Raw genomic sequence first — 13175 nt, forward strand, 5'->3', positions numbered from 1 at the left:
CGCAGCTGCTCTTTTTACTTCTTGTCGCGACGCTTCTTGCTAGCCTTCTTGTTGTGCGACATCAAGCGACGCTTCTTGTTGACCTGGCGGTCGGTCAGCGTGTTCTTGTTGCCTTCGTACGGGTTCTCGCCGCCCTTGAACTCGATACGGATCGGCGTACCGACCAGTTTGAGCACACGGCGGTAAGTGTTTTCCAGATAGCGCACGTACGACTTCGGCACTTTCTCGATCTGGTTGCCGTGGATCACGATGATCGGCGGGTTCGCACCACCCAGGTGAGCGTAACGCAGCTTGATCCGGCGGCTGTTGACCATCGGCGGCTGGTGCTCGCTGACCGCGTCTTCGAGAATCTGCGTCAGGCGGCTGGTCGGCCAGCGGGTGACCGCGGACTTGAACGAGTTCTGCACCGAGGCGTAAAGGTTGCCCACGCCGGTACCGTGCAGTGCCGAGATGAAGTGGATATCGGCGAAGTCAACGAAGAACAACCGACGCTGCAGCTCGACCTTCACGAAGTCACGCTCGCTCGGCGTCATGCCGTCCCACTTGTTGATCGCGATCACCAGCGCACGACCTGCTTCAAGGGCGAAGCCCAGCAGGTTGAGGTCGTGATCGACCACGCCTTCGCGGGCGTCCATCACGAAGATCACCACGTTGGCGTCTTTGATCGCCTGCAGGGTTTTGACCACGGAGAATTTTTCGACTTCTTCGTGGATCTTGCCGCGCTTGCGCACACCGGCGGTGTCGATCAGCGTGTACTTCTCGTCGTTACGCTCGAACGGGATGTAGATACTGTCGCGGGTAGTGCCGGGCTGGTCATAGACGATAACCCGGTCTTCACCGAGCATGCGGTTGACCAGGGTCGACTTGCCGACGTTCGGACGGCCGATGATGGCGATCTTGATCCCGTCTTTTTCGCTCGGGCCAGGAATGCGCTTGGCTTCCTCGCCTTCGGCGACCACTTCTTCCTCTTCACCTTCGGCCGGTTCGTCATCATCGCGCGGGAAGTCGCTCAGGGCGGCTTCCAGCAATTGCGTGATGCCGCGACCGTGGGCGCCGGCGATCGGGATCGCGTGGCCCATGCCCAGCGGGGCGAATTCGGCGCGGGCCATTTCCGGATCGATGTTGTCGACCTTGTTGGCCACCACGTGGGAACGCTTGTTACGTTTGCGCAAGTGTTCGGCGATCATCTGGTCGGCGGCGGTGAAACCGGCCTTGGCATCTACCAGGAACAGAACGACATCCGCTTCTTCGATGGCCAGCAGCGACTGCTCGGCCATTTTTTCGTCCATACCATGCTCGTCACCGGAGATACCGCCGGTGTCGATCAGAATGTAGGAACGCCCTTGCCACTTGGCCTCACCGTACTGGCGATCACGGGTCAGACCGGACAAGTCGCCGACGATGGCGTCGCGAGTCCTGGTCAGGCGGTTGAACAAGGTGGACTTGCCGACGTTCGGTCGGCCCACCAGGGCGATTACGGGAACCATGCGGCTCTCCACTTCGTTATTTCAGAAAATACAAAAGCCGCTGCGAGGCAGCGGCTGGTGCTCGGGGCAACACCCGTGGGTGCTGCAAACCCTGCAGAAGCAAGGCCGCCTGGGGAGTTAACCCCAAGCATAGTTGTTACTTGATGGTCAGGGCTTCCAGTTTGCCACTGTTGCCATACACATAAATCGTGTCGCCCACCACCAGCGGACGGGCACGCAGGCCGTCGCTGTCGATGCGCTCGCGGCCGACGAAACGACCGTCCACCTGACTCAGCAGGTGCAGGTAACCTTCCAGGTCACCGACTGCAACGTAGCTGGAGAACACTTCCGGCGCCGACAGTTGACGACGGGCCAGCGAGTCGTTGCTCCACAGTGCTGTGGTGGAACGCTCGTCGACGCCTTCAACGGTGCCCGACGACAGGCTTACGTAGACGTTGCCGAAACCCTGGGCAACACCGGCGTAGCTCGACGCGTCGCGCTGCCAGAGCTGACGGCCGCTTTCCAGATCCAGTGCCGCAACGCGACCCTGATAGCTGGCGACGTACAGGGTACCGCCGGACAACAGCAGACCGCCGTCGATGTCGACCACGCGCTCCAGTTCCGAACGACCTTGTGGAATCGCGATCCGCTGTTCCCAGACCGGCACGCCGTTGGAAATGTCGAGAGCGACCACTTTACCGGTCGACAGGCCCGCCACCGCGAGGCGGTTGGTGACGATCGGTGCGCTGGTGCCGCGCAGGGTCAGTACGGCCGGAGTGCTGTCATACACCCAACGCTGATTGCCGGTGGACGCGTCCAGACCGATCAGACGATCGTCCTGGGTCTGTACCACCACCACGTCACCGTTGTTGGCCGGTGGCGCGAGGACTTCGCTGTTGACGCGCGAGCGCCACTTCTCTTCACCGTTGATGGCGTCGAGGGCAACGACTTCACCGCGCAGGGTGCCGACCATGACCAGACCGTAACCCACGCCAACGGCGCCGGACACAGGCAGTTCAAGGTCTTTCTTCCATTTCACGTCGCCGTTGCCGCGATCCAGGCCCATCACGATACCGGTCACGTCGGCTGCGTAGATGGTGTCACCGTCGATCGCCGGTACCAGCATGTTGTACGTTTCGCCCTGACCGTCACCGATCGAGCGGCTCCACTGCTTGTGCAGGACCACTTCTTCTTTGAAGTCGGTCAGCTCGGCCGGTGGCAGTTCTTTTTTGCTGTTGCTGCTGCAACCCGCGGCCAGAATGGCCAGAGCCAGCAATGCTGCATGCTTCCAACGGATCACGTCACGCATCCCCTTTGGCCAGGTCGTCCAGCTTGATTTGAAGGCCACCGACCGCCGCTTCATCCGACAGTGCCGCCTTGGCTTTTTGATACGCCGCGTTCGCTTCGTCGGTACGGCCCAGCTGTACCAGCAGGTCGCCCTTGAGTTCTTCGCGAGTGGCCAGGAACGACTTGTCGGCATCGCCTTCGAGCAGTTTCAGGGCTTCGTCGGCCTTGTTCTGTGCGCCCAGTACCTGCGCCAGACGCTGACGGGCGATTTCGCCCAGCGCCGGGTTGGCCGGTTTGGCAACGATGGCCTTGAGTTCGGTCGCCGCGTCGTCCAGCTTGCCGCTGTCGACCGCGACCTTGGCCACGAACAGGCTGCCGTACTGCGCGTAGGCAGAACCGCCGAATTCGCTGTTGAGCTTGCCGGCCAGATCCGCAACACGCGCGGCGTCAGGCTTGCCATCCGGGGTCAGCGTGGTTTCCAGCAATTGCTGATAGAGCACCGAGGCGCCTTGCGACTGGTTGCTCTGATACTTGTGATAAGCCTGCCAGCCGAACACGATGACCAGCGCCAACAGGCCGCCGGTGACCAGAGGTTTGCCGTTGCGTGTCCACCAGTCCTTCAAATCCGCCAACTGTTCGTCTTCGGTACTCGACACCCCAATACTCCTTAATCGCTAAATCGGCTGTTTGGACAGCTTCAACCCTGCACGACGCAGGTGGCCAGGTGTGCAGCGAGCGCATCCCAGGCAATGCTTTGTTGTTCGCCCTGGCCACGCAGGGGTTTGAAACCTACCACTTGCTGGGCCATTTCGTCGTCACCGAGGATCAGTGCGTACAGCGCACCGCTCTTGTCGGCTTTCTTGAACTGGCTCTTGAAGCTGCCGGCGCCGGCATTGACTTGCAGGCGCAGGTTGGGCAGTTGGTCGCGTACACGCTCGGCCAGGGCCAGACCGGCCAGCTCTGCTTCTTCGCCGAAGGCGCAGAGATAGACGTCGACCTGACGGGAGATTTCTTCCGGGATCTGCTCCAGGGTTTCCAGCAGCAGCACCAGACGCTCGATACCCATGGCGAAACCGACGCCCGGGGTCGGCTTGCCGCCCATCTGCTCGACCAGACCGTCATAGCGCCCACCCGCGCAGACAGTGCCCTGGGCGCCGAGCTTGTCGGTGACCCATTCGAATACGGTTTTGCTGTAGTAATCCAGACCACGCACCAGCTTCGGGTTGAGCACGTAAGGAATGCCGACGGCATCCAGACGGGCCTTCAGCCCTTCGAAGTGGGCACGGGATTCGTCATCCAGGTAATCCGCCATTTTCGGCGCATCGACCAGCACGGCCTGGGTGTCGGCATTTTTGGTGTCGAGCACGCGCAGCGGGTTGGTTTTCAGGCGACGCTGGCTGTCTTCGTCCAGTTTGTCGTGGTGCGCCGAGAGGTACTCGACCAGCGCTTCACGATAACGGCCGCGGGACTCGCTGGTGCCGAGGCTGTTGAGTTCGAGCTTGACCGCATCGCGAATGCCCAGCTCGCCCCACAGGCGCCAGGTCATGATGATCAGTTCGGCGTCGATGTCCGGACCGTCGAGGTTGAACACCTCCAGACCGATCTGGTGGAACTGGCGATAACGGCCTTTCTGTGGACGCTCATGACGGAACATCGGGCCGATGTACCAGAGCTTCTGCACCTGGCCACCGCCGGTGATGCCGTGCTCGAGCACCGCACGCACGCACGCAGCCGTGCCTTCCGGACGCAGGGTCAGGGAGTCGCCGTTGCGGTCTTCGAAGGTGTACATCTCTTTTTCGACGATGTCGGTCACTTCACCGATCGAGCGCTTGAACAGCTCGGTGAACTCGACGATCGGCATGCGGATCTGCTTGTAACCGTAGTTATCCAGCAGACGCGAAACGGTGCCTTCGAAATAACGCCATACCGGCGTCTGTTCCGGCAGGATGTCGTTCATGCCACGAATGGCTTGCAGAGACTTGCTCACAGAATTTCCTTAATTCGTTCGATCAGCCGCGCGCGATAACCGCTGCGTCAGCTTCGACCTTCTCGGCCGCTTTCTCGCGGATCAGCTTTTCCAGCTCGTCCACCAGATTGTCATTCGTCAGTTTCTGCGACGGCTTGCCGTCGATGTAAATCAGGTTTGGCGTGCCGCCGGTCAAGCCGATATGGGCTTCCTTGGCTTCGCCGGGGCCGTTGACCACGCAACCGATCACCGCGACATCCAGCGGCACCAGCAGGTCTTCAAGGCGCCCTTCCAGCTCGTTCATGGTCTTGACCACATCGAAGTTCTGCCGCGAGCAACTCGGGCAGGCGATGAAGTTGATGCCACGGGAACGCAGATGCAAAGACTTGAGAATGTCGTAACCGACCTTCACTTCCTCGACCGGGTCGGCCGCCAGCGAGATGCGGATAGTATCGCCAATCCCCTCGGCGAGCAGCATACCTAGGCCCACGGCGGATTTCACTGTACCGGAGCGCAATCCGCCGGCTTCGGTGATGCCCAGGTGCAGCGGCTGGACGATTTCCTTGGCCAGCAGACGGTAGGCTTCAACGGCCATGAACACGTCGGAAGCCTTCACGCTGACCTTGAAGTCCTGGAAATTCAGGCGTTCGAGGTGTTCGACGTGACGCAGGGCGGACTCGACCAGCGCGGCCGGGGTCGGCTCGCCGTATTTCTTTTGCAGGTCTTTTTCCAGGGAACCGGCGTTGACGCCGATGCGGATCGGGATCCCGCGGTCACGGGCGGCATCGACCACCGCACGCACGCGGTCTTCGCGACCGATGTTGCCCGGGTTGATGCGCAGGCAGTCCACACCCAGTTCGGCCACGCGCAAAGCGATCTTGTAGTCGAAATGGATGTCGGCAACCAACGGCACCTTGACCAGTTGCTTGATCTTGCCGAACGCCTCGGCGGCATCCATGTCCGGTACCGACACGCGGACGATGTCGACGCCGGCGGCTTCCAGACGGTTGATCTGTGCGACGGTGGCAGCGACGTCATTGGTGTCGCTGTTGGTCATGCTCTGCACAGCGATAGGGGCATCGCCGCCCACAGGCACGTTACCGACCCAGATCTTGCGCGATTCGCGACGTTTGATTGGAGATTCGCCGTGCATGACTTATTGACCCAACTTCAGGCGAGCGGTCTCGCCACTGGTGAACGGAGCGACATCGACCGGCTGGCCGTTGTAGCTGACCTGCGCGCCACGGGCAACGCCCAGACGCACGGCAAACGGAGGCTTGCCAACGACAGACAGGCTGTCGCCCTTACGCTTGAGGCCGCTGTACAGCACTTTGCCGCTGCCATCGGTCACTTGAGTCCAGCAATCGGCGATGAACTGCACTTGAACCTGGCCTTGACCTGCGGCCGGAGCAACGGGCGCTGTCGGCGCGGGTGCAGCGACGGCCGGGGCTGCCGGGGCAGTGACGGTCGGTGCAGGCGTGGCCGGAGCGGCTGGCGCCGGATTCGCTGGAGCAGCAACCACAGGCGCCGGCGTATGAGCCGGTGCAGCCGGAGTAGCGGCTGGCGCAGCAGGTGCCGGAGCAACCGGTGCGGTGGCTGGAGCTGCAGCTTCGGTCTCGGCGCCAGTCGATTCAGCCGTGGTTTCCGATTGAGGCAGTGCCAGAGCGGTCGAGCCCTCGGCTTCGCCTTCCGCGACGGCCTGGTCTTCCGGCTCGTCGAGCGGATGAATCTGGGTGGTGCCGTCGGCGCCTTCGACTTCGACGTGCTCCGGGGCCAGGCCAATCAGGTCCTTGGTGCGCTGCGAAGTCTGATCCTGCCACCAGACGAATCCACCGCCGATGACCGCAATCAGCAGCAACAGGCTGACGATACGCAAAATGGTGTGGGAAACCCGTACCGGCTCTTCGATACGGCCCAGAGCGTGGACGTTGCTGCCCTGGGAATCGGTGCCGGTAGACTGATCGAATTGCTGGACCAGAACGGTCTGATCCATGCCGAGCAATTTGGCGTAGGCGCGAATGTAACCGCGAGCGAAGGTATGCCCGGGCAACTTGTCGAATGCGCCGGCTTCAAGATTGCTCAGGGAAGTCACGGTGAGGTTGAGCTTGAGGGCCACTTCGGCCAGCGACCAGCCATTGCTTTCGCGGGCCTGGCGCAGGGTCTCACCGGGGTTAACGCGATTCGCTGCTACAACTTCGGGATGCGCCGCTTTCATCATTGCTCCGACAGGTATTGCTGATATTCCGGCGTACCGGGATAGAGTCGTTTTAATTGCAGGCCCGCACTGGCGGCCTTGTCGCGATCTTCAAATACTTTTGCCAACCGAACGGCGAGCAACAGACTACGTGCATTTTGCTCGGAGAGCTGGCTGAAACGGTCGTAATAGTCACGCGCGGGCACATAATGCCTGTCTTCGAATGACAACTCAGCCATTTCCAGCAATGCACGTGGCTGCTGACGGTTCAAACGCAGCGCTTTTTCCAGCTGCTGCTGCGCCAGATCACGCTCCCCAAGCTTCGCCGCCGTCATGCCGAGGTTCTCGAACACCCGCGAACGCTCAGGATACAGGGTATCGGCGGCCGCCTGTTCAAAACGCTCGTAGGCTTCCTTGTAACGCTGTTCTTCGTAGAGAAAACTGCCGTAGTTGTTGAGGATGCGCGCATCGGCGGGACGGGAGGACAAGGCTTTGCGGAAGTGTTCGTCAGCAAGCGCAGGTTCCATTTCAGCCTGGAACACCAGCCCCAGCGCGGCATTGGCGTCGGGATCCGAACCGTCCAGCTCCAGGGCCTTCTTCAGTGGAACCTTGGCCCGCTCGGTCATGCCCTGCTGCAAGTATCCCAGCCCCAGCTGCACGTAGGCAGCCCGCGCTTCGTCACGGCCCTTGCTGGTCTTCATCGGGTTGTAATCGCCCGACAGGACACAACCAGCACACAGGCTGGCCAACAGCAACAGCAGCGCAAAGCGCAGGGACATAGAGATCCTCTCTTAGTTAGTGTTCGCGGCGTTCTGTGCCAGATCGCTGTCGGCGCTCAATTCGCGGACGGCGATGTAACGTTCGCTGCGACGGGTGCGATCCAGCACCTGCCCTACCAATTGACCACAAGCCGCGTCGATGTCTTCACCACGGGTGGTGCGCACGGTGACGTTGAAACCGGCCTGGTGAAGCTGATCCTGGAACCGGCGGATGGCGTTGTTGCTCGGCCGCTCGTACCCGGAATGCGGGAACGGGTTGAACGGAATCAGGTTGATCTTGCACGGAATGTTCTTCAGCAGCTCGATCATTTCCACGGCGTGCTCAAGCTTGTCGTTGACGTCCTTGAGCAAGGTGTACTCGATGGTCAGCACGCGCTTCTCGCCCAGTTCAGACATGTAGCGCTGGCACGACTCGAGCAGCATCTTAAGCGGATATTTCTTGTTGATCGGCACCAATTGGTTACGCAATGCGTCATTCGGTGCGTGCAGGGACAACGCCAGGGATACGTCGATGTGCTTGGCCAGCTCATCGATCATCGGCACCACACCCGACGTGGACAGGGTCACGCGGCGCTTGGAGATCCCGTAGCCCAGGTCATCCATCATCAGATGCATGGCGGCCACGACGTTGTCGAAGTTCAGCAGCGGTTCGCCCATGCCCATCATCACCACGTTGGTGATGGCGCGGTCGATGGTAGCCGGAACACTGCCGAAGGATTTGTTGGCAATCCACACCTGACCGATGACTTCGGCGGCGGTGAGGTTGCTGTTGAAGCCTTGCTTGCCGGTGGAGCAGAAACTGCAGTCCAGGGCACAGCCTGCCTGGGACGAAACGCACAGAGTGCCGCGTTTGCCCTGGGGAATGTAAACGGTCTCGACGCAGCTGCCGGACGCCACGCGCACCACCCACTTGCGGGTGCCGTCGCTGGAAATGTCCTCGCTGACCACTTCGGGACCACGGACCTCAGCAACAGCCTTGAGCTTTTCGCGCAAGGCCTTGCTGACGTTCGTCATGGCGTCGAAATCATCGACGCCAAAGTGGTGAATCCATTTCATTACCTGACCGGCACGGAAACGCTTCTCCCCGATTGAGTCGAAGAATTTTTCCATTTCCGGCTGGGTCAGACCCAGCAGGTTGGTTTTAACAGTCGATGTCGTCATGGATTCACCTTCACTCTTAAGCCAATGCTTAGCGAGTGGTTACTTCAGTAGCTGCGAAGAAGTAAGCGATTTCGCGAGCAGCAGCGGCTTCGGAGTCCGAACCGTGAACAGCGTTGGCGTCGATCGATTCAGCGAAGTCAGCACGGATGGTGCCTGGAGCAGCTTCTTTAGGGTTGGTAGCGCCCATCAGCTCACGGTTGCGAGCGATGGCGTTTTCGCCTTCCAGAACCTGAACAACAACAGGACCCGAAGTCATGAAGGCAACCAGGTCGCCGAAGAAACCACGAGCGCTGTGCTCAGCGTAGAAGCCTTCGGCTTCGGCTTTGGACAGTTGCTTCAGTTTCGAAGCTACAACGCGCAGGCCGGCTTTTTCGAAACGAGTGGTGATCTCGCCGATCACGTTTTTAGCAACGGCGTCAGGCTTGATGATGGAGAAAGTACGTTGAACAGCCATGGTGTAACTCCAGAAACGGTAATTTGCGAAAAATTAAACCCGCGAATTATACGCGGGTTCTTGGGTATTGCCTAACCTGCGAGGACGATCAGTCCAATTCATCAGCCCAGAGAGTCTGAACCGCCTCCAACACCTTCTCGCCAACACGACCAGAGGCATTGTCGAAATCCGGCAGTTCCTTGATCCACTGCTGCAATTCGACGAAGTTGACAGAATACGGATCTACACCCGGCTTGGCTTCCGCCAGCTCTTCTGCAATACGTTGAACATCATTCCAACCGTAGCTCATGACAGTCTTACCAGTCAGTGCGGCGCTTCGGCCGCATGGTTAAGCGAATATTTCGGAATTTCTACGGTGATATCTTCTTCACCGACGATCGCCTGACAAGCCAGGCGCGACTGGGCTTCCAGACCCCAGGCACGATCAAGGAAATCTTCCTCCAACTCGTCAGCTTCTTCCAGCGAGTCAAAACCCTCGCGGATGATGCAGTGACAAGTGGTGCAGGCGCAGACGCCGCCGCAGGCGCTTTCCATCTCGATGTGGTGTTCGTGAGCCAGTTCGAGGATCGACGTGCCAGGCGCAGCGTCAACGACCATGCCTTCAGGGCAGAACTTCTCGTGGGGCAGAAAAATGACCTGCGGCATCAGATATCCTCGATTTCATTCAGATTGCGCCCCGACAGAGCGGCTTTCACCGTCTGATCCATACGACGGGCTGCAAAAGCATCGGTCACTTGCGACAGACGCTTGGTCTGCTGCTCGATGGCGTAGCCATCGGTGCCTTTCATCAGTTCGGTCAGTTCCTGCACCTGCAGATCGATGACCATGCGCTCTTCGGCGTCGAGCAAACGCTCGCCATCCGCCTCAAGAGCGCCCTGCACCGCTTCGATCAGGCGCTGAGCATCGACTTGCTGCTCGCGAAGAACGCGGGCGACCTTGTCGTCATTGGCGTGCTGGAACGAATCTTTCAGCATCTTGGCGATTTCGCCGTCGGTCAGGCCATAGGACGGCTTGACCTGAATGCTTGCCTCGACGCCCGAACCCAGTTCACGGGCAGAGACGCTGAGCAGGCCGTCGGCATCGACCTGGAAGGTCACGCGAATTTTCGCCGCACCGGCCACCATCGCCGGGATGCCGCGCAATTCGAAGCGAGCCAGGGAGCGGCAATCGCTGATCAGCTCACGCTCGCCCTGCAATACGTGGATCGCCATGGCCGACTGGCCATCTTTATAAGTGGTGAAGTCCTGGGCGCGAGCGACGGGGATGGTGGTGTTACGCGGAATCACCTTCTCCATCAGGCCGCCCATGGTTTCCAGCCCCAGGGACAGCGGAATCACGTCGAGCAGCAACAGTTCGCCGCCATCGCGCTTGTTGCCAGCCAGCGTATCGGCCTGGATCGCGGCACCGATGGCCACCACTTGATCCGGGTCGATTTCGGTCAGCGGCTGACGACCGAAGGCTTCGGCGACGGCTTCACGAACACGCGGAACGCGGGTCGAACCACCGACCATGACCACGGCGTGCACGTCTTCCAGCTCGACGCCGGAATCGCGGACGGCGCGGCGGCAGGCTTTCAGGCTGCGGGCGACCATTGGCTCGATCAGCGCATCGAAGGCTTCGCGGGTCAGTTGCGCTTTCCAGTCACCGTAGGCAACTTCAACACTGTCAGAGTCCGTCAGGGCTTCTTTGGCGGCGCAGGCGGTTTGAAGCAGGCTGCGTTGTGCGCCCGGATCGAGGTCGGCGGACAAACCGGCGCTCTCGATGATCCAGCCGGCAATCGCATGATCGAAATCATCGCCACCCAGCGCACTGTCGCCGCCAGTGGCCAGCACTTCGAAGACACCGCCAGTCAGGCGCAGAATCGAAATATCGAATGTGCCGCCGCCCAGGTCATAAATCGCGACCAGGCCTTCGGCATGTTGATCCAGACCGTATGCCACCGCCGCAGCGGTCGGCTCGTTGAGCAGACGCAACACGTTCAGACCGGCGAGTTTCGCCGCGTCCTTGGTAGCCTGGCGCTGAGCATCGTCGAAATACGCCGGAACGGTGATCACCGCGCCCACCAGCTCACCGCCAAGGGTGGCTTCAGCGCGCTGACGCAATACTTTCAGGATATCGGCGGAGACTTCGACCGGGCTTTTCGGGCCCTGCACTGTGTCGATGAAGGGCATGTGCGATTCGCCACCGACAAAGCGGTACGGCAGTTGATCGCCCAATTGCTTGACGTCGGACAGACCACGCCCCATCAGGCGCTTGACCGACAGCACGGTGTTCAGGGGATCAGAGGACGCAGCCAGTTTGGCTGACTCGCCGACTTCGACGCGATCGGCGTGGTAACGCACGGCGGAAGGCAGGATGACCCGCCCTTCGGCATCGGCCAGCGGTTCGGAAAGACCACTGCGCAACGCAGCGACCAGCGAATTGGTAGTACCCAAGTCGATCCCCACAGCCAGACGACGCTGGTGCGGTTGAGGACTTTGGCCGGGTTCGGCGATCTGCAGTAGGGCCATCGTGATCAGGACTTATCTGTATATCAGGCGTGCGACCGGAGCGGCACTGGGTTAATCGTCGAGGCGCTCTTCTAACTGGCGCACTTCGTAGGTGAGCTTGTCGAGGAACTGCATGCGCCGCATCAGGCGTTCGGCCTGCTCGCGTTGCGCTGCATCATCCCAACAGGCTGCGAAGCTTTCGTTGAGCTCTTCCTGGGCGGTTTTCAGGCGACGCTTGAACGCCGCGACACCGTCCAGATCGGCACTGTCCTGCAGATCTTCGAGCTCTTCGCGCCATTGCATCTGCTGCAGAAGAAACTCGGGATCGTGGACGGTGACTTCCATCGGCACTTCATGCCCGCTGATGGTCAGCAGGTAGCGTGCACGCTGGGCCGGACTCTTGAGCGTCTGATAGGCATCGTTGAGCCGCGCAGACTGCTCGAGCGCCGACCGCTGCTCGCGCTCGGAAGCATCGGCAAAGCGGTCAGGGTGAACGCCGCGCGCCAACTCGCGATAGCGCGTGGCCAACTGCTCGAGATCCAGACGAAAGCCCGGTTGCAGCTCGAATAAAGCGAAATGACAAGGAATACCCACGACAAGCCTCAGATGTTGAAGCTTTCGCCGCAGCCACATTCACCGCGTACGTTGGGGTTGTTGAACTTGAAGCCTTCGTTCAACCCTTCCTTGACGAAGTCGAGCTCGGTGCCGTCGAGGTAGGTCAGGCTCTTCGGGTCGATGATCACTTTTTCGCCGTGACTCTCGAACACCTGATCTTCTGCAACCACCTCGTCGACAAACTCCAGCACGTAGGCAAGGCCGGAACAGCCCGTGGTGCGAACACCCAGACGAATCCCTTCACCCTTGCCGCGCCCGTCGAGGGAGCGCCGCACGTGTCGAGCAGCCGCTTCTGTCATGCTGATAGCCATCGTTGACTCCTTACTCGTCGCCAAATCTTGAAAGTCAGATCAAGCCTTTCTTCTGCTTGTAATCGCGAACGGCCGCCTTGATGGCGTCTTCAGCGAGAACCGAGCAGTGGATTTTCACTGGTGGCAGGGCCAGTTCTTCGGCCAGCTGAGTGTTCTTGATGGTTTCAGCTTCGTCCAGGGTCTTGCCCTTCATCCACTCGGTAGCGAGGGAGCTGGAGGCGATAGCCGAACCGCAGCCGTAGGTCTTGAACTTGGCGTCTTCGATAACGCCCTGATCGTTGACCTTGATTTGCAGACGCATCACGTCGCCGCACGCCGGAGCGCCGACCATGCCGGTGCCGACATCAGGATCTTCCGCGTTCATCTTGCCGACGTTGCGCGGGTTTTCGTAGTGGTCGATGACCTTTTCGCTGTAAGCCATGATTCTCAATCCTCACTCATCAGGGCCGCTCT

General features: G+C 60.3%; 15 protein-coding genes. All 15 read right to left on the reverse strand.

The window, feature by feature from the left end; translation table 11 throughout:
* Window positions 1-14 precede the first annotated feature (14 nt).
* On the reverse strand, window positions 15-1487 hold the full coding sequence (gene der, locus CAF74_RS03450) for a ribosome biogenesis GTPase Der (RefSeq protein WP_007956675.1): 1473 nt from the start codon (window positions 1485-1487) through the stop codon (window positions 15-17).
* A 136-nt stretch (window positions 1488-1623) separates the two neighbouring features.
* Window positions 1624-2775 (reverse strand): outer membrane protein assembly factor BamB, encoded by a 1152-nt coding sequence (gene bamB, locus CAF74_RS03455; RefSeq protein WP_039765728.1) that lies wholly within the window; start codon window positions 2773-2775, stop codon window positions 1624-1626.
* Window positions 2768-3409 carry a tetratricopeptide repeat protein gene (locus CAF74_RS03460; protein ID WP_011335807.1) on the reverse strand — a complete coding sequence of 214 codons (642 nt, stop codon included), beginning with the start codon at window positions 3407-3409 and terminating at the stop codon, window positions 2768-2770. The genes bamB and CAF74_RS03460 overlap by 8 nt, the downstream gene beginning before the upstream one ends.
* A 41-nt stretch (window positions 3410-3450) precedes the next feature.
* Entirely contained in the window at window positions 3451-4740 is a 1290-nt protein-coding gene (hisS, locus tag CAF74_RS03465) for a histidine--tRNA ligase (protein WP_064383908.1), read from the reverse strand.
* A 22-nt stretch (window positions 4741-4762) separates the two neighbouring features.
* On the reverse strand, window positions 4763-5872 hold the full coding sequence (ispG, locus tag CAF74_RS03470; protein WP_007956680.1) for a flavodoxin-dependent (E)-4-hydroxy-3-methylbut-2-enyl-diphosphate synthase: 1110 nt from the start codon (window positions 5870-5872) through the stop codon (window positions 4763-4765).
* 3 nt (window positions 5873-5875) lie between these two features.
* Entirely contained in the window at window positions 5876-6934 is a 1059-nt protein-coding gene (locus tag CAF74_RS03475; RefSeq protein WP_085745312.1) for a RodZ domain-containing protein, read from the reverse strand.
* The gene (pilW, locus tag CAF74_RS03480; RefSeq protein ID WP_085745313.1) at window positions 6934-7692 is read right to left on the reverse strand and encodes a type IV pilus biogenesis/stability protein PilW; all 759 of its coding nucleotides are present in this window, start codon (window positions 7690-7692) and stop codon (window positions 6934-6936) included. Before pilW ends, CAF74_RS03475 begins: the two co-directional genes overlap by 1 nt.
* A 12-nt stretch (window positions 7693-7704) precedes the next feature.
* Window positions 7705-8853: a 23S rRNA (adenine(2503)-C(2))-methyltransferase RlmN gene (gene rlmN, locus CAF74_RS03485; protein ID WP_007956683.1), complete on the reverse strand. Its 1149-nt coding sequence runs from the start codon at window positions 8851-8853 to the stop codon at window positions 7705-7707.
* A 28-nt stretch (window positions 8854-8881) separates the two neighbouring features.
* Window positions 8882-9307 (reverse strand): nucleoside-diphosphate kinase, encoded by a 426-nt coding sequence (gene ndk / locus CAF74_RS03490; RefSeq protein WP_085745314.1) that lies wholly within the window; start codon window positions 9305-9307, stop codon window positions 8882-8884.
* Between the two features lie 88 nt (window positions 9308-9395).
* A complete protein-coding gene (gene iscX, locus CAF74_RS03495; protein ID WP_085745315.1) occupies window positions 9396-9596 on the reverse strand; it encodes a Fe-S cluster assembly protein IscX in 201 nt (66 codons plus the stop codon).
* A gap of 14 nt (window positions 9597-9610) precedes the next feature.
* On the reverse strand, window positions 9611-9952 hold the full coding sequence (gene fdx, locus CAF74_RS03500) for an ISC system 2Fe-2S type ferredoxin (RefSeq protein ID WP_007956685.1): 342 nt from the start codon (window positions 9950-9952) through the stop codon (window positions 9611-9613).
* Window positions 9952-11817 (reverse strand): Fe-S protein assembly chaperone HscA, encoded by a 1866-nt coding sequence (gene hscA, locus CAF74_RS03505; protein WP_085745316.1) that lies wholly within the window; start codon window positions 11815-11817, stop codon window positions 9952-9954. Before hscA ends, fdx begins: the two co-directional genes overlap by 1 nt.
* Window positions 11818-11868: 51 nt before the next feature.
* Window positions 11869-12390: a co-chaperone HscB gene (hscB, locus tag CAF74_RS03510; protein WP_007956687.1), complete on the reverse strand. Its 522-nt coding sequence runs from the start codon at window positions 12388-12390 to the stop codon at window positions 11869-11871.
* Between the two features lie 8 nt (window positions 12391-12398).
* Window positions 12399-12722, reverse strand: coding sequence for an iron-sulfur cluster assembly protein IscA (gene iscA, locus CAF74_RS03515; protein WP_010565230.1), 324 nt, complete (start codon window positions 12720-12722; stop codon window positions 12399-12401).
* 34 nt (window positions 12723-12756) lie between these two features.
* On the reverse strand, window positions 12757-13143 hold the full coding sequence (gene iscU / locus CAF74_RS03520; protein ID WP_003227907.1) for a Fe-S cluster assembly scaffold IscU: 387 nt from the start codon (window positions 13141-13143) through the stop codon (window positions 12757-12759).
* Window positions 13144-13175: the final 32 nt, after the last annotated feature.

Source organism: Pseudomonas sp. R45(2017) (assembly GCF_002112305.1).
Lineage (GTDB): Bacteria > Pseudomonadota > Gammaproteobacteria > Pseudomonadales > Pseudomonadaceae > Aquipseudomonas > Aquipseudomonas paraglycinae.

What these genes read in the sequence shown, in the direction of transcription:
- der (WP_007956675.1), bottom strand. Translation starts at nt 1,487, where the DNA reads ATGGTTCCCGTAATCGCCCTGGTGGGCCGACCGAACGTCGGCAAGTCC.
- CAF74_RS03475 (WP_085745312.1), bottom strand. Translation starts at nt 6,934, where the DNA reads ATGAAAGCGGCGCATCCCGAAGTTGTAGCAGCGAATCGCGTTAACCCC.
- iscA (WP_010565230.1), bottom strand. Translation starts at nt 12,722, where the DNA reads ATGGCTATCAGCATGACAGAAGCGGCTGCTCGACACGTGCGGCGCTCC.
- pilW (WP_085745313.1), bottom strand. Translation starts at nt 7,692, where the DNA reads ATGTCCCTGCGCTTTGCGCTGCTGTTGCTGTTGGCCAGCCTGTGTGCT.
- ndk (WP_085745314.1), bottom strand. Translation starts at nt 9,307, where the DNA reads ATGGCTGTTCAACGTACTTTCTCCATCATCAAGCCTGACGCCGTTGCT.
- fdx (WP_007956685.1), bottom strand. Translation starts at nt 9,952, where the DNA reads ATGCCGCAGGTCATTTTTCTGCCCCACGAGAAGTTCTGCCCTGAAGGC.
- iscU (WP_003227907.1), bottom strand. Translation starts at nt 13,143, where the DNA reads ATGGCTTACAGCGAAAAGGTCATCGACCACTACGAAAACCCGCGCAAC.
- rlmN (WP_007956683.1), bottom strand. Translation starts at nt 8,853, where the DNA reads ATGACGACATCGACTGTTAAAACCAACCTGCTGGGTCTGACCCAGCCG.
- iscX (WP_085745315.1), bottom strand. Translation starts at nt 9,596, where the DNA reads ATGAGCTACGGTTGGAATGATGTTCAACGTATTGCAGAAGAGCTGGCG.
- hscA (WP_085745316.1), bottom strand. Translation starts at nt 11,817, where the DNA reads ATGGCCCTACTGCAGATCGCCGAACCCGGCCAAAGTCCTCAACCGCAC.
- ispG (WP_007956680.1), bottom strand. Translation starts at nt 5,872, where the DNA reads ATGCACGGCGAATCTCCAATCAAACGTCGCGAATCGCGCAAGATCTGG.
- bamB (WP_039765728.1), bottom strand. Translation starts at nt 2,775, where the DNA reads ATGCGTGACGTGATCCGTTGGAAGCATGCAGCATTGCTGGCTCTGGCC.